The sequence below is a fragment of the Streptomyces sp. NPDC022552 genome (genome assembly GCF_055561875.1).
This window is the reverse complement of record NZ_JBVHGJ010000001.1, coordinates 799,510-818,594: the sequence shown is the minus strand read 5'-3', so window position 1 is coordinate 818,594 and position 19,085 is coordinate 799,510. Positions and strand designations below refer to the sequence as shown.

Below are 19,085 nucleotides of genomic sequence, written 5' to 3'. Positions count from 1 at the left end.
GCCACGCTAGGCGCAGGCCCGACGGTGCGCACGGCGGAGATCACGCCTCAGCCCTCGAAGGTCTCCGGCTGCTGGGGAGCCGTCTCCATCGGGAACAGGTCCTCGAAGGAGGGCCCGTCGGGCTCGTACTCGGGCTCCGGCTCCGGCTCCGGCTGCGGTTCCACGGGCGGCTCCGACCGGGCCGGGGGCGGCGAGGGGACGTCCTCGGGCGAGGTGGAGCCGTCGGGGCGCACGGACTCGCCGCGGCCGGGCTCGGGCGAGCGGCCGGGGACCGAGGGGGACGGCACGGCGGACGGCGCTCCGGTGAGGTCGCACGCGGCGGGGTCGCAGGGCGGGACCACGTCCGGGTGGGTGTCCCGCTCGCCGTCGGTGCCCGTCCTCCGCTCGATCCAGGTGTTGTCGACGACGTTCACGATCACCAGGCTCGTGACGACGGTCGTCGTCGGCCGGATGATCACGACACGCTCGGGGTGGTAGCCGGACCAGGGCTGCCCTCGGTGGGTGGCGCCCTGGACGGCGACCGGTGAGCGCAACGGGTTTCCGCAGGCGCAGCGGACGCGCGGCGCGCCGTACTGGTCGACGAGGACCGCCGTACCGGCCTGGAGGACGGACTGGTACGCGGTGGCCGCTCCGTCGCGGAAGCCGTGGTTGGTGACGTGGGCGTCGGCGCGCAGGACGACGGGGGTGAGACCACGCAGCCAGTCGGAGACCCCGGCCTCGGGGATGCCGGCCGCCTCGGCGAAGGCACGGGTCTTGACCCGGTCGCGCGCGAGGAGGACGACCTGCCGCTCGACGTCACAGCTGGCGACCTGCCGGGTGCCGCCGTAGAGACCGGGAGTGGCCCCCGTGACCTCGCGGATCGTGCCCGCCGTGGGCGTGCCGGGCGGGGCCGTGGCGGCCGGCGGCGGGGCTCCGGCCCTGGCCGTGGAGGCGGTGAACGGGTCCGGGCCCTGGGCGACGACCGGCTGGAGGACGACCTCCCGGGACACGGCGGCGGTCCGGTCCGCGGCGGCGCCGCCTTCGCCCGCGTCGCCGCCGGCCGAGCAGCCGGCCAGGACCAGCGTCACGGTCAGGGCGCCGACGGCCAGTGCGGTGACGTGGGGCCGTGGTGACCGGCGTGTGGGTGAGCGCACGTGGATCTCCCGCCTCTTTCCGCCCGGAGACATTCCTTCATGTCTGTCGCACCGGGGCATCGGCCGCAAGCAGGGCCGGGCCGATCGGGGGAGGCCGGCACAGGGAGCTCGACCGGGCGGGCCCTACCGGCCGAGGTCGGCCGGAACAGGGACTTGAACACGTTCAAGGAAGGCCCTAGTCTCAGGTCCAGCAAGTTTGAACACGTTCAACAGGGGGTGGGCGCATGTCCGTGCTGGTCGGTCTCATCGTGATGCTGGGCATGTTCGTGGTCGTCCCGGCCGGTCTGGCGCTGATCGACGGCCCGCGGCCGCGTGCCCTCCTGCTGCTCCGCCGCGCCTGGCCGCTGCTCGCCCTGCCCGGAGCGGTGGCGCTCTGGCTCCCCCGCTCCCCCACCGCCGCCGCGCTCGCCGCCGTCTACGCGCTGGCCACGCTCGCGCTCGCGCTCTGCGCCCCGGCCCGGCTCGCGGCGCTCCTCCGCCCGCCTCCCGCCGGGGGTCCCCGGGGCAGGCCCCGGTCGCTCGCCCCCTCGGAGGTCGCCGTGCTCACCGCGCTCGTGACCCCGTCGGTTGCGGGCCTCGCACTCGTCGCCGAACGCGCCGGCCACGAGCTGCTCGGCTTCGACCTCGACATCCTGGCCCTGACCGTGCCCCACTTCCACTTCGCGGGCTTCGCCGCCGCCCTCGTGGCCGGCCTGGTCTGCCGTACGTCCGACAGGCCCGCCACACGCTTCGCCGCGCTCAGCGTCCCGCTCGGCACGCTGCTCGTCCTGATCGGCTACTTCGTCGACGACTGGGCCGAGCTCGCCGGGGCGGTCGTCCTCACCGCCGGGATGTGGGCGGTCGCCCTGCCGACCTGGCGTGACCTGCGGACCGGCGCCCCCGACCGCGTCACCCGCGGACTCCTCGCCGTCTCGGCCGTCGTCCTGGTGGCGACCATGCTGCTCGCCCTCAGCTGGGCGCTCGGCGAGGCCACCGGACTGCCCCACCCGAACCTGACCTGGATGGCCGCGACCCACGGCCTCGGCAACGCCCTCGGTTTCGCGCTCTGTTCGCTGCTCGCCTGGCGCCGCCTGCGGGCGGCCGCCCCCTCGAAGGAGACCGCCCCATGGCCCGTCTGATCCGCGACCTCGCCACTCCGGCCTCCGCGCCCCTGAACTACCGCGAGGTCGGCGCCACCGCGCGCGACGTACTCCCCGGCGGGTACCACCACCTCCACCACATGGTCCGCGTCGGCCGGGGCCGGGACGCCTTCGAGACCGCCGGGGCCGCCGTCACGACCTGGCGGATGCACCGCGCGTCGGGCGCCCGGGTCCGCAGCCGGGCCGACCGCGCCGAACCCGGCGCGTTCGTCGAGGTCTCGATCGGCGCCGGTCCCGCCCGCTTCACCGCACCCTGCGAGGTGATCTGGACGGCGTACGAGAAGGACCGCGTCGGCTTCGCGTACGGCACCCGTGCCGGGCACCCCGAGCGCGGTGAGGAGTCCTTCGTCGTCGATCTCCACCCCGACGGCACGGTCTGGTTCACGGTCACCGCCTTCAGCCGGCCCGCCGCCTGGTACACACGCCTCGGCGGCCGCCTCGTGCCCGTCCTCCAGCACGCCTACGCACGCCGTCTCGGCCGCACGCTCCGAGGCCTTGTCGCGGGACAGGCCACGGGCTGACACCCGGGGTTACGCTCCCTGTGTAGGCATACGTCCCGACCCAGGAGGCGGCCGTGAGCCAGAACCAGTACGACCTGTACAGCACACCCTCGCAGGCCGAGGGCGAGCGGCTCGAAGAGGACATGGACGCCCTCCAGCGGGACCACCGCCACCCCGCCACCTCCCGCACGACACCGTCCCAGGCGGAGGGCGTGCGCAGCCTGGACGAGGAGGAGAAGGGCTGACGCCCGGTCCGGACAGCGCCGATACTGGAAGCGATGGAGTGGTTCACCGCACCGGACTACTGGCTGAGCCGGATCGTCTTCCAGCGGGGGCTCGCAGGCCTCTACGTCGTGGCCTTCCTGTCGGCCGCTCTCCAGTTCCGTGCCCTCATCGGCGAGCGCGGCATGCTCCCCGTACCGGAGTATCTGCGCCGGGTGGGGCCGCGCCAGACCCCCAGCCTCTTCCACTGGCGCTACTCGGACCGCCTGTTCGCCACGGTCGCGTGGACCGGCGCCGCGCTGGCACTCGCCCTCGTGGCGGGCGCGGGCGACGCCGTCCCGCTCGCCGTCTCGATGGTCTGGTGGGCGGTGCTCTGGGCCCTGTACCTCTCGATCGTCAACGTCGGTCAGACCTGGTACGGCTTCGGCTGGGAGTCACTGCTCCTCGAAGCCGGCTTCCTCGCGGTCTTCCTCGGCAACGACGACATCGCGCCACCCGTCCTCGTCCTGGTGCTGCTGCGCTGGCTGCTCTTCCGCGTCGAGTTCGGCGCGGGGCTCATCAAGATCCGCGGCGACCGCTGCTGGCGCAATCTGACCTGCCTCTACTTCCACCACGAGACGCAGCCGATGCCCGGGCCGCTCAGCTGGTTCTTCCACCGTCTGCCCCGGCCGCTGCACCGGGCGGAGGTGGCGGCCAACCATGTCGTCCAGCTGCTCGTCCCGGTGCTGCTCTTCACGCCACAGCCGGTGGCGACGGTCGCCGCCGGTCTGATGGTGGCGACCCAGCTGTGGCTGGTGCTCTCGGGGAACTTCGCCTGGCTGAACTGGCTGACGATCGTCCTCGCGCTCTCCGCCGTGGACGGCTCGCTCCTCGTGGGCGACCACCCACAGCCCGACCCGCCGCTCTGGTACGTCGTCGTGGTCGTCGCCGTGACCGCCCTGGTCCTGTTCCGCAGCTACCGGCCGGCGCGCAACCTGCTCTCGCGGCGCCAGGCCATGAACCGCTCGTACGATCCGTTCCACCTGGTCAACTCGTACGGCGCCTTCGGCACGGTCGGCCGGATCCGGGACGAGATCGTCGTCGAGGGCACCGACGAGCGGGTGCCGCACGCGGGCACGGCGTGGAAGGAGTACGGCTTCAAGGGCAAGCCCGGGGATCCGCGGAGGGTGCCGCGCCAGTTCGCTCCGTACCATCTGCGGCTCGACTGGCTGATGTGGTTCGCGGCGCTCTCACCCGCGTACGCCCGTGACTGGTTCGGGCCGTTCCTGGAGCGTCTGCTCGAAGGAGACCGGGACACCCTGCGGTTGCTGCGGCACAACCCCTTCCCCGACGCGCCGCCCGCCCTCGTCCGGGCCCGGCTCTACCGCTACCGGTTCACGACCTGGCGGGAGCTGCGGGAGACCGGGGCTTGGTGGCATCGCACACTGGTACGGGAGTACCTGCCGCCTGTCGGGCTGGGCACCACGGCCCGTCGCTGATGCTCCCCGCGCGCCGGGCGGGACCGGACAACCCCGTGCCCCCGGGCGCGGGGCGGCCGGGGGCACGGATGAAGCGGTACGACTCAGTCGATACCAGGCAGGATGTGGGGCTCCGCGAGGTCGTCCTCGTAGCCCGCCAGCCGGATCGGTGCAGCATGCGCCCACACATCGAGGCTTCCCAGCTCGCCGGGGCGGTGGGGCCGCTCCGGTCGTTCGGCCGGTCGCTGTTCCTGCTTCGTCAGTTCTGGTGTCACCGCGCACTCCCTTGTGTCGCGTACCTATGAGGACATGGCCGTTTCGGTCGCGGTGGCGCCGGCTTTCGGGCGGGACCGCGGCCTTGGTGGCAGGCCAGTCCCCAGGCCGACCGTGAGGATTTGGTGAATCCCTGGTGGTCGACCGTGGGCATCAGACTAACCAAATGAGCGCGCCAACGCTCCATGGGGCTGAGAAGTGTGACGCAATCGAGTGAATTTCGGACATCGGAGCGGTTTAGCGCGGTGATCTGATCGGATCGACGCAGAGATCCGCGCGGGGATCCACGTGGGGATCCCCGCGGTGTGACGCGGTGATCTACCAGTTGCCGGGCGCGTAGTCCTTGAGGAAGCAGCCGTACAGATCCTCGCCCGCCTCGCCGCGCACGACGGGGTCGTAGACCCGGGCTGCGCCGTCGACCAGGTCGAGCGGGGCGTGGAAGCCCTCCTCGGCCAGCCGCAGCTTGTCGAAGTGGGGACGCTCGTCGGTGATCCAGCCGGTGTCGACCGAGGTCATGAGGATGCCGTCGCTCTGGAACATCTCCTGGGCGCTGGTCCGCGTCACCATGTTCATCGCGGCCTTGGCGGCGTTGGTGTTCGGGTGGCCCGCGCCCTTGTAGCCGCGACCGAAGACGCCCTCCATCGCGGAGACGTTGACGATGTAGGCCCGCCCGCTGGCCGCCTTCTTGGCGGCGTCGGCCATGACCGGTCGCAACGCGCTGATCAGGATGAACGGCGAGGTGTAGTTGCAGAGCTGGGTCTCGAGCAGCTCCACCGGGGAGATCTGGTCGATCGTCTGCACCCAGGTGTTGGACTCGACGACGTCCGGGACGAGCCCGCCGGCGTCGATGGCGCTGCCGTCGCGGTGGCGCTCGACGCTGGCGTTGCCCGCGACCAGCGCGAGGTCGGCGACCTTCTGCGCGTCGAGGCCGCTCACGCCGACGGGCAGCGCGGTCAGACCGTCCACCGCGCCGGAGTTGAAGGCGCCGATGACGTGGTGGGCGGGGAGCTCCCCGGCGGGCAGCGGCGCGCTCTCGCCCTCGACGAGGGCGGCGTACGCGGAGGGCAGCCGGCGCACCGTCTGCGTCGCGTTGTTGATGAGGATGTCCAGCGGGCCCTGCTCGGCGACCTGCTCGGCCAGGGCGACCGACTGTGCGGGGTCGCGCAGGTCGATGCCGACGACCTCGAGCCGGTGCATCCAGTCCGCCGAGTCCTCCATGGCCTTGAAACGGCGGATGGCGTCCTTGGGGAAGCGGGTCGTGATCGTGGTGTGGGCGCCGTCGCGCAGCAGGCGCAGGGCGATGTACATCCCGATCTTGGCCCGGCCGCCGGTGAGCAGCGCGCGCCTGCCGGTGAGGTCGGTGCGGGCGTCGCGGCGCATCCGGTTCTCGGCGGCGCACGGCTGGCAGAGCTGGTGGTAGAAGTAGTCGACCTCGATGTACCGGGTCTTGCAGACGTAGCAGGACCGGGGACGCTGGAGTATCCCCGCGATCCGGCCGGCCTCGGTGACGGACGAGGGCAGGAGGCCTTCGGTCTCGTCGTCGATGCGCTGGGCGGAGCCGGTGGCGGTGGCTTCGGTGACCGCCTTGTCGTTCGCGGTCTTCGCGGCCCGGCGCTCCTGGCGGCGGCGCTGCTTCACCGTGCGGTAGATGCCGGCGGTGGCGCGCCGGACGGCGATCGCGTCCGGGTGGTCCACGTCCAGCTTGTCGAGCTCGTCGAGCACGCTCAGGCAGACGGCCAGGCGATCGGGGTCGATACCCGGTCCGTACTCCTGGGTTTCTTCGGTCACCGTCATGGCCTCTGCCGTTCCTCGATCGCGGGTCGTTCCAGTCGTTCCAAAAGATGAACTTTACGGAGCGGGGGGCCCTGTCTCCAAACCCGTGGACCGTCCTCGCACGGGAGGGTGGTCGAACACACAGTCGCCGCAGAGTCCGCCGCTCGGGCAGCGGTAGTAGAGGCAGCAGCTGGTACGGCGGAGAGCCGGGCCCTGGACGGTCCCGGCCAGGTCGGGGTGGGCGAGGAGCCCGGAGACGAGCTCGCCGGCGCGGGCGGCGACCTCGGGCCGGTCCTGGGCGCGGGCCCAGCGGGTGAGCTCCCGCAGCGCTCCGGCGAGGGCGGAACCGGCGTTGCCCCAGAGCAGCCGGGGCGAGATCCGTCCGTCGCGGCGGAAGGCCGCGTGCAGGGGAACGAGATGGGCGAGCTGGACGGCCTCGCGGAGGTCGGCCACCGTGGCGGGGCGGGTGGCCGTGCCCGCCCACCACAGGTCGTCGGGCGAGGTCAGCGCGCCGTCCCAGGACAGCTGGGCCGGGTCGAGGTCCGGGAAACGCCCGAAGAGGGCTGCCGGGCCTAGGGCGGTCGACCAGAGCCGGGCCGTGAGCCCCAGGTGGGCGATCGAGGCCGCGACCCGCCGCTCGGGGGCCCCGAGGCGGGCGCCCACTCGGTCGACGCGGGCGGAGAGGGGGCCGTCCTCCCCCGCGTACAGGCGCGCGAGCGGCAGATGCCCACCGCCTGTCTCCGGCGGGGTCGTCCGCAGGGCGAAGAACCCGCCCACGGACGAGCTCTCGACGAGATCCACCGCCACCGCCTCCTGGCATCGCCGTGCCCGGAAAGGGCGACGTAAAGTTCGGGTCGTCCGAGGTCATGACTCGGTCATCCACGGTCATCATCGGGTCATGACCGGACCAAGTCGCGGCCGGTGACCTCGGATCACCGTAACGCTCGGGCGCATGACCACTCGACCTGCCTTCCCCCACACCTCAACTCCCGGACGGCGCACCGTGCTTGCCCTCGGCGCCGCTGCGGCCCTGACGGCCGGCGTGCCGTCCGCGCGCGCCTCGGCCCCCCTCGGACGGGGCGGTACGCCGGAAGGGCCGCCGACCGCCGAGCGGGCCCTCGCCGAACTCCGGGCCGGCAACGCCCGGTTCGCCGCCCTGCGGCAGCTCCATCCGCACGAGGACGCCGCCCGGCGCGCGGCCGTGGCCGTCGCGCAGCATCCCTTCGCGCTGATACTCGGCTGCGTCGACTCGCGGGTGCCGCCCGAGCTCGTCTTCGACCAGGGGCTCGGCGATCTGCTGGCGATACGGTCCGCCGGGCAGGCGCTGGACGAGGCGGTGCTCGGCTCGATCCAGTTCGGCGTCGAGGAGCTGGGAGTGCCGCTGGTCGTGGTGCTCGGGCACGAGCGGTGCGGGGCGGCGACGGCCGCCGTGGAGTACGTACGGACCGGGAAGCCGGTCGAGGGGCACCTCGCCCGGATCGTGGAGGAGATCGCCCCCGCGGCGCGGGCGGCGCGCGGGCTGCCGGGCGACTGGGTGGAGAACACCGTACGGGCCAATGTGGCCCGGGTCCGGCGCCGACTGGCTCGGGATGAGGCGTTCGACAAGGCGCGGATCGTGGGCGCCCGCTTCGACCTGGATACCGGAAAGGTCGCTTTCCACCCCTCCTGACCTGCGCGGGCGTACATCCCAGGCCGTACACGACGGTCCCGTACTGCGACGGCAGTACGGCCGAAGGCGTTCCCAGGTACGACGACGTGAACGCCAGGAAGAGAGATCGTTGTATGTATGAGCCCCCTCGTGCTGTCCGTGCTCCTGTCACTGGTCTCGGCGGTCGCCTACGCGGCCGCGGCGATCGTGCAGGAAAGGGTCGCGACCTCCGCCGCCGGCCTCACGTACGCGCCGCTGCGCAGCCCGGCCTGGTGGGGGTCCGTGCTGCTCAACGGTCTCGGTGCGGTGCTGCACGTGGCCGCGCTCGCCTACGGTCCGCTCAGTCTGGTCCAGCCGCTGGGCGCCCTCACGATCGTCTTCGCGCTGCCCATGGCGGCGCTCTTCGTCGGCCGGCGGGCGGGGCGCACGGCCTGGCGCGGTGCGCTCATGGCCACGGTGGGCCTCGCCGGGCTGCTCAGCCTGACGGGCGGCGCCGACACCCAGTCCCTGGCGGACGCGGAGCGATGGCTGCTCGCCGCCGGGACCTTCGCCGTGGTGGGTGTGCTCTTCACGGCCGCGCACCTGCTGGGCCGCCCGGTGCTGCGCAGCATCGTCCTGGCTGCGGCGGCGGGCGTCTCGTTCGGGATCGCCTCCGTCTTCACCAAGACGGTGGCGGTGGAGTGGGCGCCGGACGCACCGTTCGCCCAGTGGCCGAGCGTGCTGGTCCTCTCGGCGCTCGCCGTGACGGGGCTCCTGCTCTCGCAGGCCTCCTACCGGGGCGCGGGGCTCGCGGCCCCGCTGGCGACGGTCACGGTCGTCAACCCGGTGGTGGCCGCGACGGTCGGTCTCACCCTGTTCGGTGAGAGCTTCCGCTACGGCGCCGCCGGCACGGTCGCCGCGCTGATCTGCGGCGCCGTGGCGGCGCTCGGGATCGTCCAGCTCACCGTGGAGCGGCTGACGACGTCGTCCGGCTCCCTGTCGGTGTCAGATCGCCCGGGGTCCTCCGACCGGACGGCCGCGGATCGCCGGGGGGCGGATCGGCAGGCCTCAGATCGAGACGCCGCGGGCGCGCAGGTAGGCGAGGGGATCTATGTCGGAGCCGTACCCGGGACCCGTCCGAACCTCGAAGTGGAGATGCGGTCCCGAGCTGTTGCCGGTCGATCCTGAACGGGCGATGCGCTGCCCGCCGTTGACCCGCTGGCCCTCGCGCACGGAGAGCGCGGAGAGGTGCGCGTACTGGCTGTAGCGGCCGTCGTCGTGCCGGATGACGATCTCGTAGCCGTACGCCCCGCCCCAACCGGCGGAGACGATCCGGCCGGGGGCGACGGCCTTGACCGAGGTTCCGGTCGGGACCGGGAAGTCGACGCCTGTGTGGTAACCGCTCGACCAGGACGAACCGGAGACGCGGTAGCGGGTGCCGATGGAGGCGGAGACAGGCGCCGAGAAGGTGTCGGCAGCGGGCTGGCTCGCGGGCTTGCTGACGGGCTTCGTCCTGGCCGCGGGCTCGGACGCGGGCTTCGTGGCCGGTTTCGAGACGGGCTTGGTCGTGGAGGCGGGCGCCTTGGTGGCGGGGGCCTTCGTGGCCGGGGGCTTGGCTGCCGGGGGCTTCGCGGTGGGCGGCTTCGCGGCCGGGGCCTTGCCGGCCGGGGGTTTCGCCGCCGGTCCGGGCTTGGCGGGCGCGGTGATCCGCAGGGTCAGCTTCTGGCCCGGGTGGATCAGGTCGGGATCGTCACCGACGACGGTGCGGTTCGCCTCGTACAGCCGCTGCCAGCCGCCCTTCACCTGCTCCTCGCGGGCGATGCGGGAGAGCGAGTCGCCGGGGGTGACCGTGTACATCTCGCGGACCGTCGGCACGGTCGTCGGTGTCGCGGAGGCCGCCGGAGCCTTCGCGGGCGCGGACCGCTGCCTGGGGAGGGAGGCGGGCGTCACGCCCGGCTTCTCCTTGCCGAGTCCGGCGCGCGTGGAGCACGTCGGCCAGGCTTCCGGCCCCTGTCCCTTGAGGACCTTCTCCGCGATGGCGATCTGCTGGTCCTTGGAGGCGAGGTCGGCGCGCGGCGCGTAGTGCGTGCCGCCGTACCGCTCCCAGGTGGACTGGCTGAACTGGAGGCCACCGAAGTAACCGTTGCCCGTGTTGATGCGCCAGTTGGAGGAGGACTCGCAGGCGGCGACCTTCTCCCAGACGTCGAGGGAGGCCGCGTGGGCCGTCCCGGCACCGACCAGCGGAAGCGCCATACCGACGCCGCTCGCCGTGACGGTGAGCGACGCGGCGTTGATCCGGCTCGGCTGCTGTCGGCGGTGTCGTCCGCGTAAGGCCATGGCCCCCCCTTGAACCCCTCGGCTGAACGCATCAGCAGTCGCCCACGGTAGGGGAGGGTCACAGGCCGTGACAAGGGTTCAGCGCCCGGCGGGCCCCGGTTCGGGCTGGGGTTCGGGGCTCGGGACGGGGGTGGGGCGCACCGGCTCCGGGACCGGGTTCGGCGGCGGTACGGGGGGCGGCTCGGGCACCGGGGCCGGCGGGGACGGCACGGGGCCGGGCGGCGGGATCGGCGAGGGCGGCGCCGGGACGGGTGGCTGGGTCATGTCGGGCCTCTCGGTCGGCGGGGCGTTACGGCCCCAGGCTCTCCCGGAGCGTCTGCCCGCGCCCGCCGGGGCCATTCATCCGTGTCGGCGCACCGCCGTGGCCGCGGCGGCGAGACCGAGGCGCGGGCTGGAGAGGACGGTCAGCGGCGTCGTGGTCCGCTCGGCGGCGCCGGCCATGGAGGCCTGGGCGAGGACGACGACTCCGCCGCCGGTGGGGTCGATACCGTCCACGGCCGCGGCGACCGTGTCGAGATAGCCGTCCCTGTCGCCGGCCTCGAAGCGCTCCCAGGCAGCGTCCACGACGAGCGTGGTGACGAACGAGGTCCTGTCTCCCGACTCCTCCCGGAGCAGGTCGAGCGTGGGCGCGAGGGTGGACTCCACGCTCGCGACGACCACGATCCGGTCCGCCCCGGCCGCCTCGGCCGCCATCGGCCGGTCCACCCGCAGGACGGGCACGCCCAGTTCGGCGGCGCTGCGCTCGGCGACGCCGCCGATGGTCGAACAGGTGCAGAGCACGGCGCGGGCACCGTCCGCGACGGCCTCGGCGAGGGCGTCACGAACGGCGCCCGCCACGGCTTCCGGCCCCTCGACCCGGGCGCGCCCGAGCAGTTCCTCGACGACGAGGTGACGCAGGCCGAGCTCCGGGTGGTGCCGGTCGCGCAGACCGTCGAAGACGGGCACGTGAACGGCGGAGGTGTGCAGCAGCGCGAGCGTCACCAGAGCTCCGGGGTTGCCTTCAGCTGCTGCTTGGCGGCGCGGACGACGTCCTCCGGGGGCACGGGCGCCTCATCGGGGTGCTTCTCGGCCCACGTGGCGGCGTACGGGCAGAGCGGCACGACGGGGACGCCCGCACGGGCGGCCATCCCGTAGAACTCCCGCACGAGCGACCCGGCGATGCCCTTGCCCTCGTTGCCCTCCTCGACGACGGTGTGCACGGCCACGAGGGCATGCGGTGCGGCGTCCAGGACGAAGTAGACGACGACTCCGACGTAACGGCCGTCCTCGAACGCCTCCAGGCGCCCCTTCTCCCGGTCGTCGCGGATCTCCCGTGCGGCCATGCGGATCGTCTCCCTCGGTACGAGCGGTCGGTACGAGCGGCGGGGGTACGGGCGGTCAGGCGTGCGCGGCCACGGCGTGCGGGCTCCGCAGGGTGTCGCTCCCGGGCACGGGCGCGGAGGCGTCGGCCCCGAGTTCGACGATCCGGTTGTCCGCGTCCACATGCACCACGCGAGGCACGAGCGCCCGCGCCTCGGCGTCCTCGACCTGGGCGTAGCTGATGAGAATCACCAGGTCCCCGGGGTGCACGAGGTGCGCGGCGGCCCCGTTGATCCCGATCACCCCGGAGCCCCGCTCACCCTCGATGACGTACGTCTCGAGCCGGGCACCGTTGTCGATGTCGACGATGTGCACGAGCTCCCCGGGCAGCAGATCGGCCGCCTCCATGAGCTCGGCGTCGACGGTGACGGAGCCGACGTAGTGCAGATCGGCCTGGGTCACGGTGGCACGGTGGATCTTGGACTTGAACATGGTACGCATCATCGAGGTACTCCTGGACATAGGCTCCCTGCCTGCGTTATTGCAGGTCAAGTGCGGTTTCCCTACCCTACAACGAGTCGCATGTTCGGGCAGCATTCCCCAGGTTTTTCAGGACTCATGCTGACCACTTGCTGACTTTTCCGACGCATCGTCAGGTGATTACAGGGGGCTTCGTCCGCCCTGCCGAGCTCCACCATGACGACTGCACAAGCCTACGCAGCACCCTCCGAACGGCGTCCGTGATCACCGTCACTCTGGCGGTGTGGGCGGCGGTCAGGAGCGAGCGCGGCGACCAGAAGGCTGCGCACCGCCATGGGTCAGCTGGCCCATGGCCCCTCTATTCCGCCGCCTCAGAGGAGTGGCCCGCAGTTCAACAAGGAATCTGAGGTGCCGAAGCGGCGCGGCAACATAGCAGCGGATCGCCGGTTACCCAAACCGGCGATTCCCTTGACCATGGCGAGAGCTCGTCCGGTGACTCTTGGCGGTGGCACAGGACGGGCGTCAAGGACGTTTGGAATTCGGCCAGAGCAGAGCACGAGCCGATGCCGCGATCATGCTCAGGCCAGCCTTAAGGAGCCATTTTGCCCGTGGAACCGCAGCCGCACCTAGACGAGACCCGCCCCGATAACAACTCGTCGAGCAGGCGCCGGAGCATCGAGCCCGTCCTTATGGACACTTCCGAGGTCGCCGCGATGCTCAACATGTCTACGAGCTGGGTCTATAGGGAGGCATCGAAACTGGGCTTGAAGGGCTACAAGCTCGGCCGGGGCAGGAACGCCAAGGTCCTGTACAAAAGGGCTGAGATCTTCAAATGGCTAGAGCAGCAGAAGATCCACTAAAGGCCGAGCCCGGCCCCCGCCTGCGAGCCCTGCATCACCATGGCGAGCGGCGCGGGAGCTTAACTTGGCGGTTAACCCCGACTCATCTCGCGCTGGGGTTAAACGACAAGGTCACAGTAGGTACGAGAAGCGCAGTGCCCCGCCCTCCTCGCGGTAGCGGCCCCGGCCGCGCTTGCCGTAGGGGTTGGGGAGCATGTGGATGGCCACCTTGTGAGGGGTGAGGGCGTGGGTGACCACTAGGAGGCGCCAGCGGTCGTTGCCCGCGTGCTGGCGGGCCGCGCGGACCTCGCTCTCCCCCAGCTCGAAGCGGCCGCCTTCGCCCCCGGTCGCCTTCACCTCATACAGGTAGGGCCGGCTGCCGGAGCCGACCCGGAAGTCGTAGCCGAGGCCGTCGTCGCCGGACGTGCCGGGGAAGGCTTTGCGGCGGTTGCTCGACACCCAGCCGCTCTCGTCCATGCGGTCCGGGTAGCGCGCACACAGGAACTGGTACGCGTACCACTCGCCCACGTACCCGATGGCCTCTCGCTGGGCCGTGGTCAACCCGCTGTCCGTGCCGCCCCCGTACCGCCACCCGCGCGTGCGACCGGTGGCCTGGGTGCGCCCGGTCTGGGGACGGGGGTCCGTGAAGCGGAGCGCCCCGGCGGCGGTGATGCCCGGCGCCGAACCGCTCTGCAGGACCTGGTCGAGTTCGCGGGTGAGGGCGGTGTAGTCGCCCGAGTACACGTCGAAGTCGCGGCCGCCGACGGAGATCGACCGCCGTTTGCGCTCCCGTTCGCGGCGCTCGTGTTCCGCCGCGTTGCGCACCCGGTCCAGGTCGGCCTCGGACAGCCCGTGCCGGCTGGGATCCGTCGCCACCGCCATCCCGTCGGGCCACTGGCCGAGGGCCGCCAGCCAGCCGACGATATCGGTGGGCGACAAGGGTCGGAAGTCCAGCGCGCCCGCGGCCTCCAGCCGCGCGGTGACCTCCTCGGCGGGCTCGGCTCCGGTCAGGGCCGCGGGCAACGGGTGTCCGGCCGCCCTGACCAGGACCGCGAGGTCGGCGGCCAGGCCGGTGATCGTGCGGAGGTTCGTGCCGCGTACCTGGTCGGGGGCGGGCAGGCGTTCGCCCGACCCGGGCAACGGCACAGGGCGGCCCAGGCGCAGCGCCAGCTGCTCCTCCACGTGCGTCTCCAGGCTCCCCGCGTCGGCCGTGTCCACGGTGTACGCCCATCCCTCCGGCGCGGTGATCCAGTCCAGGGCCCGGACCGAGGGCCAGTCGGGCATCGGACGGCGCGCGTCGAAGTCCTCCAGCACCGCCCAGCGCAGCCGGTTCAACAGGTCCTTCTTGCGCAGGTCCAGGTATGTGCGGAGCGCCTCCTCGTGCTCGTCGGCGTGGCTGACCGGTTCCAGGGGCGGGCCCATCGCGCGCAGAGTGTCGTTCAGCTCGGCGAATCCGATGCCCAGGTCGCGCCGCAGTTCGTCCGTACCGCGGGCCGCGCGGGCCCTGGCGATGAACTCCGACACGGGGACCGGGAACTCGGCGTCGTGCTCCTCGAGGTGGGCCTGGAATTCCCGGGTGTCGCCCGGCGGCGGCAGCAACAGCGAGTTCGCCGCCTCCGAGCCGAGCAGGTGGAAGAGGAAGGGCCGGCAGCGCTCCAGGACGACGCCGATGGCCCCGTCGATCCGGCGGCTCGTCTCCTCGACCTGGTGGACCGTGACTTCCAGGGCGTCGGCGAGTTCTTCATGGCCCGGGTCGCGCAGGTCGGCGTGGCGGGAGGCGAGCTGGTGGGCGGCGAGGCGCAGTCGGCCACCGAACTCCCGCCGCCCCAGCAGCTCGGCGACGGCCACCACGATGCGAGTGGTCTCGGTCCAGCCCGGCTCGCCTATCGGGGCGAGGACGAGCGGATATTTCGGATCGGGCAGCGGCAGCACTCCGGCGAGGCGGCCCGGCAATGTCACGGGCCGACCGTCGAGCTCGATGTCCCAGCAGCGGTAGCGGTACAGACGTACACTCCGGACCAGGGACGTCAGCTCGCTCAGCTCCGCCTCGCTCGCCCTGGGGCCGCGCGCCAGGTGGTCGGAGAGGACGCCCACGGCCAGCGTGAGCCAGGGCAGCTGCTTGACCAGTGGCTCTCCTATGGCCGCGGGGTCCACCCGTGCCCCGTCCACGGTCACTGTGAACATCAGGTCGTCGGTGTGCCGGACGGTGGCGGTGTGGTCGTCCGCCAGCAACTCGGCGGCCGCCGCCGAGACACCCGGAAGGGTCAGCAGGGGGCGCCCCGTCTCCCGTACCAGCAGGGCTGTCAGACCGTCGCGTTCACCACTGACGTAGAGCACGGTCTCGGCATCGCTATCGCTCTCCCCGCCGTCCAGGTCGGAAAGCGGCACGCCGATCAGCCGGTCCCCGGACTCGGCGAGCAGACTGGCGCCCTCGGGCAGCGAGGGATGAGGCTGCCGCACGAGGTGCCTCCAGGCGCGTTCGTTGGCGCGCTGCGCGGCGGGCCGGTCCTCGGCTCCCAACGCGCCCTCCGCCGCGAGCCGTCCCAGCGCGGCGATGGCGCGGTCGCTGTCCCGGGGGTCGTCCCAGGTCGGCAGCCCCATCTCCCGCAGGCGGTCGCCCGCCTTCCCGCGTTCCAGGAGGTGGCGCAGCCGATGGTCGACGGTCGGTGCGTACGAGGGCTCCTCCTCGAGCCCGGGCGGGCAGTGCCAGGCGTCGGCTGGCCGGACGAACCGGACGGCCCGGTCGCGGCCCCGCACCGGGAGCCACGGCTGTTCCCGGACGAAGGCGTCGAGCGGGGTCGGCACCCGTTCCGTGTCCGGGGAACTCTGGCTGCCGGCACTGGTCCAGACGCTGGTGAACCTCGTGTCGTTCCAGTCGGCCAGGCCGTACAGGAGAAGTCGTGCATACGCCAGCCGGGCCTCTTGGCCGAGGCGTCCGACGATGTCCTGGCCGGGGAGCCGCCAGGCGGGGGTTCCCCGGTACGGCGTCCGAGGGTAGTAGGCACGGGACCAGTTGCGGATGTACGGCTCCCACTGCTCCTGCACCTCGGCCGGCACCTTCGCCATGCGGACCAGGTGCCGAGCGGTGAGCTCCCGGCCCTGGTCCACCCAGCTCACGGCGTCGGGGGACCTGACCGGGACCAGCCCGTCGGCCACCCCGGCCTCCCTCAGGAACGCCCGCCACTCCTCAGCCGTGGTCGCGCCCCCCTTGGCGAACTCCTCGGGCGCGGCGATGAGGCGTCCGGCGATCGCCTTGAGGCTCTTCGACACGTCCTGCCCGGCGGCGACCACCGCCGCCAGGTCCTCACCGACGGATCCGCGGCCCCAGCCCCGGCCGAAAACGGCGCTGCTCGCCCTGATCATCCGCCCGTCCGCCGACGGTACGTACAGTCCGAGCGAGGAGACCTCCGTCCCGTCCAGCGAACGCCGAGGCTGCCACAGTCGGAAGACGAACCGCAGGGTCCGGAGCCGCAGTCGGAGATCGGTGCTCGTGCTGAGTTGCTGCCGTGCGTGCTCCAGCAGGCCCTTCGTGTCGTACGGCCGGACGAGCCCTTCCTCTTCAAGGAAGACACGGGCGGACCGCCCGCGCGTACGCTCGCCGCAGTCCTGCCAGACCAGCCCCGGGTGCAGGCAGAACAACCGCCTGCCGAGCAGGGAGGGGACGGTCGGGCCCTCGGCGCGGTTCGCCTCCGTGCGCACCGGCTGGAAGAACGCCTCCCGACGGGCACCCTGACCGGTCGGCTTGCCCTGTGCACGTGTACGCGTGGCCGCACCCACCCTGTCGGGGGGACGGTTGGTGTGCCGCAGTGTGCAGTCCTCCGCGAGCAGCAGCTGCCTGCCCTGCAGGACGTGCCCGTCGTCCTCGAAGAGGGCGGCCAGGTCCTCGTACAGCGCGCTCCACTGCTCGGGGAACTCACCGGACCGGAGGGGTGGAAGGGACCCGACGATCCGCTCCACGTGGTCGGCGAGGAGCTCAGGGGTCGGCTCCCACGGGCACGCGAGGGCGCGGCACAGGGTGGCCAGCCGTTTCAGCCGGTCGCCGCCGATCCCGGGATCCGCCACCACGATCCCGGCCTCGTGCGCGCGGTGTGCCGTGAGGACTGTCAGGTCGAGGTCAGGCCACAGGGCCGCGCCCTGGGGCGGCGCCCAGCCCGCCTCTGGCGGGGTGCCGTCCGCGGCAAGGACGGGCACGAGCGGTACGTCGGCCAGTTCGCTCCCATGCACGCGCAGTGCCGCCGCGCGGAACCGCCCCACCGAGTCCCTCTTGTTCTCCCAGCTCACCAGGTCCACGGCCAGCTGCCGCATCGACGGTTCGGGCGACGCACGCAATGCCGCGGCGGCCGCCAGACAGGTCTCGGCGACCGCGTCGAGCAGCAGCACGTTGAGGGGGTTGTCGGAGGGGATCCCGGTGCGGTCGAACTTGGTGAAGAACGGGGCGTTCGCGTGCCCAGGGAAGGGCGCGGCCTGGTCCTCGCCCATCGGCAGGAAGGTGTAGATCTGCCCGTGCAGCGGTCGGCGCGGGGCGGGCAGCGGGAGCGCGACCTCGACGACGGCGGACCGCTTCCACTCCTGCCACGTGTCGTCGAGGAGCCCGGAACCCACGGCCTCGGCGAGCGTGCTGTTCAGCCGTTCCTTCTCGACGGTGCTTCGGGCCACGAGGAAGGTGCCGGACGGCCCCAGGTCCACGGTCGCGCAGGAGACGGGGAGCCCGTGCCCGGCGTCGTCCTGCGCCACCGCGAAGCGCTCCTCGGAGCGGGTCAGCTCGTGCCGCTCGTGCGTCTCTCGGAGGTCGTCAGACTCGTTCGCTTCGCCTGTCTCGCCACCGGCGGCCCGCCGTTCCAGCGTCAGGTCGGCGAGCCGGTCGAGGAACAGCATGACGGGTACTTTCGCCCCCGCGAGTTCGCGCATCCGCAACCGGACCTCGGCCCGGGCGGCCTCGCTCAGCAAGGGCAGCCGGACGACGGTGACGTACCCCTGGGCGGCGAGCTGCCGACAGGTCGCGGGCACGTCGTCCAGCGGCAGGGGTGCCTGCAGCGGCGGATACATGGCGGCCACCTCGTGGGCGTTGTCCTCGCCGGCGAGGAACTCCTCGACGTCGGCCCTCTGCGCGAAGCGAAAGCAGTACCCGTCCAGTTCCGCGCCGGACGGCCTGTCGGGGTCCGCGCTGTAGATCTCGGGCGCGTCGCTGATCAGCAGGATGCTGCGGAACCCGACGCCCTTGTTCCCGATGCCCTCGCCGACCTCCTTCGAGCTCTGCGCGAGCTCGCAGATCTGCTTGACGTTGTGCCAGGTGAAGGGCGTGCCGCCGTTGGCGACGTACAACGTCCCCCACTCGCCCTCCGCCTCGTCCAGAAGAACGTGGACCCGTCCGTCGCCGCGGTCCCTCGGATGCGCGTCGTAGCCGTTCTGCAGCAACTCGAAGAGCGAGCGGCCGGCATACTCCCGCGCGCTCGTGTACGACACGGCGTTCACCTGCCGTGCCATGCGCAGGACTTGCTCCGACCGGGCCCCCTCCAGCACCGACTGGCCGTACTCCCGCAGCTGCTCGGCCCGGGCGTTCCTCGCCATGGTTCTCCCCTCACCTCAGCGTGATGAGGACGGTATCCCGCCGCACTGACATCGGGGGGCGCGAGGACCACCGTGTGGAGGGCGGCTCGGAGCTGAGCTTGACGTGTTGGTCCGCCGTCGAACGGGGCTCGAACTTGTTCAGGGTTTCCCCTATCCACGGTGTGTCCGTGAGGCCGGGGCCTGATCCTGAGAGGAGATCGGCGCGGCGCGTGGAGGCCGGATCATGGAACGGGTCGAGCACGGGATTCAACGAGACGTGTTCGTGTTCTGCCACACCTTCGGCCAGCGCCTGGGCAAACACCAGAGGCCCGCCGCCCGGTATGACGTCGGACGAGTCCGATAATCGACCCGCACACCACAAGGTCGTCATCAAGCCCTGGCGCACTGGATAAACGTCAAGCTGCAGCGTTGCCCCGTAACTGCTGGTCGTCACTGGGG

16 protein-coding genes are annotated in these 19,085 nt (G+C 72.2%); 7 read left to right on the top strand and 9 right to left on the bottom strand.

The genetic code is table 11. From position 1 onward, the window contains the following. Positions 1-47: 47 nt before the first annotated feature. Positions 48-1,133 (bottom strand): DUF6777 domain-containing protein, encoded by a 1,086-nt coding sequence (locus ACZ3OF_RS03760; RefSeq protein WP_467302541.1) that lies wholly within the window; start codon positions 1,131-1,133, stop codon positions 48-50. Between the two features lie 224 nt (positions 1,134-1,357). On the opposite strand from ACZ3OF_RS03760, the gene ACZ3OF_RS03755 reads away from it, so the two are divergent. From ACZ3OF_RS03755 to ACZ3OF_RS03740, 4 genes are read left to right on the top strand one after another with little or no spacing between them, the layout of a single operon-like run. Further along, entirely contained in the window at positions 1,358-2,251 is an 894-nt protein-coding gene (locus ACZ3OF_RS03755) for a YndJ family protein (RefSeq protein ID WP_361666481.1), read from the top strand. Then, positions 2,239-2,793: a DUF1990 family protein gene (locus tag ACZ3OF_RS03750; protein ID WP_467302539.1), complete on the top strand. Its 555-nt coding sequence runs from the start codon at positions 2,239-2,241 to the stop codon at positions 2,791-2,793. The genes ACZ3OF_RS03755 and ACZ3OF_RS03750 overlap by 13 nt, the downstream gene beginning before the upstream one ends. A gap of 53 nt (positions 2,794-2,846) precedes the next feature. Continuing rightward, on the top strand, positions 2,847-3,017 hold the full coding sequence (locus ACZ3OF_RS03745) for a hypothetical protein (protein ID WP_361666484.1): 171 nt from the start codon (positions 2,847-2,849) through the stop codon (positions 3,015-3,017). A 33-nt stretch (positions 3,018-3,050) separates the two neighbouring features. Continuing rightward, positions 3,051-4,472 carry a lipase maturation factor family protein gene (locus ACZ3OF_RS03740; protein WP_467302536.1) on the top strand — a complete coding sequence of 474 codons (1,422 nt, stop codon included), beginning with the start codon at positions 3,051-3,053 and terminating at the stop codon, positions 4,470-4,472. Positions 4,473-4,555: 83 nt separating this feature from the next. On the opposite strand, the gene ACZ3OF_RS03735 is transcribed toward ACZ3OF_RS03740, so the two are convergent. From ACZ3OF_RS03735 to ACZ3OF_RS03725, 3 genes are all read right to left on the bottom strand, one after another. After that, positions 4,556-4,726, bottom strand: a complete 171-nt coding sequence (locus ACZ3OF_RS03735) for a hypothetical protein (protein WP_361431199.1) — start codon at positions 4,724-4,726, stop codon at positions 4,556-4,558. A 316-nt stretch (positions 4,727-5,042) separates the two neighbouring features. Continuing rightward, positions 5,043-6,518 (bottom strand): SDR family NAD(P)-dependent oxidoreductase, encoded by a 1,476-nt coding sequence (locus tag ACZ3OF_RS03730; RefSeq protein WP_361666487.1) that lies wholly within the window; start codon positions 6,516-6,518, stop codon positions 5,043-5,045. A 54-nt stretch (positions 6,519-6,572) separates the two neighbouring features. After that, positions 6,573-7,298: a (2Fe-2S)-binding protein gene (locus tag ACZ3OF_RS03725; protein WP_361666489.1), complete on the bottom strand. Its 726-nt coding sequence runs from the start codon at positions 7,296-7,298 to the stop codon at positions 6,573-6,575. A gap of 151 nt (positions 7,299-7,449) precedes the next feature. On the opposite strand from ACZ3OF_RS03725, the gene ACZ3OF_RS03720 reads away from it, so the two are divergent. Continuing rightward, on the top strand, positions 7,450-8,166 hold the full coding sequence (locus ACZ3OF_RS03720; RefSeq protein ID WP_467302531.1) for a carbonic anhydrase: 717 nt from the start codon (positions 7,450-7,452) through the stop codon (positions 8,164-8,166). Between the two features lie 117 nt (positions 8,167-8,283). Next, on the top strand, positions 8,284-9,312 hold the full coding sequence (locus ACZ3OF_RS03715; protein WP_467302529.1) for a DMT family transporter: 1,029 nt from the start codon (positions 8,284-8,286) through the stop codon (positions 9,310-9,312). On the opposite strand, the gene ACZ3OF_RS03710 is transcribed toward ACZ3OF_RS03715, so the two are convergent. The 4 genes from ACZ3OF_RS03710 to panD form a co-directional block, all read right to left on the bottom strand. Further along, positions 9,193-10,461, bottom strand: a complete 1,269-nt coding sequence (locus tag ACZ3OF_RS03710; RefSeq protein ID WP_361666493.1) for a transglycosylase family protein — start codon at positions 10,459-10,461, stop codon at positions 9,193-9,195. The two genes, ACZ3OF_RS03715 and ACZ3OF_RS03710, sit on opposite strands and share 120 nt — an antisense overlap. Before the next feature lie 339 nt (positions 10,462-10,800). Continuing rightward, positions 10,801-11,442: an aspartate/glutamate racemase family protein gene (locus ACZ3OF_RS03705; RefSeq protein WP_467302527.1), complete on the bottom strand. Its 642-nt coding sequence runs from the start codon at positions 11,440-11,442 to the stop codon at positions 10,801-10,803. After that, positions 11,439-11,783: a GNAT family N-acetyltransferase gene (locus tag ACZ3OF_RS03700; RefSeq protein ID WP_361666496.1), complete on the bottom strand. Its 345-nt coding sequence runs from the start codon at positions 11,781-11,783 to the stop codon at positions 11,439-11,441. Before ACZ3OF_RS03700 ends, ACZ3OF_RS03705 begins: the two co-directional genes overlap by 4 nt. A 55-nt stretch (positions 11,784-11,838) precedes the next feature. After that, positions 11,839-12,264, bottom strand: a complete 426-nt coding sequence (gene panD / locus ACZ3OF_RS03695; protein ID WP_361666497.1) for an aspartate 1-decarboxylase — start codon at positions 12,262-12,264, stop codon at positions 11,839-11,841. A 584-nt stretch (positions 12,265-12,848) separates the two neighbouring features. Between panD and ACZ3OF_RS03690 the strand changes: the two genes are divergently transcribed. Further along, the gene (locus tag ACZ3OF_RS03690; protein ID WP_402651297.1) at positions 12,849-13,100 is read left to right on the top strand and encodes a helix-turn-helix domain-containing protein; all 252 of its coding nucleotides are present in this window, start codon (positions 12,849-12,851) and stop codon (positions 13,098-13,100) included. Between the two features lie 111 nt (positions 13,101-13,211). Here ACZ3OF_RS03690 and ACZ3OF_RS03685 read toward each other — a convergent pair whose 3' ends face one another. Beyond that, positions 13,212-18,647, bottom strand: coding sequence for a sacsin N-terminal ATP-binding-like domain-containing protein (locus tag ACZ3OF_RS03685; RefSeq protein ID WP_467302523.1), 5,436 nt, complete (start codon positions 18,645-18,647; stop codon positions 13,212-13,214). Between the last annotated feature and the right edge of the window lie 438 nt (positions 18,648-19,085).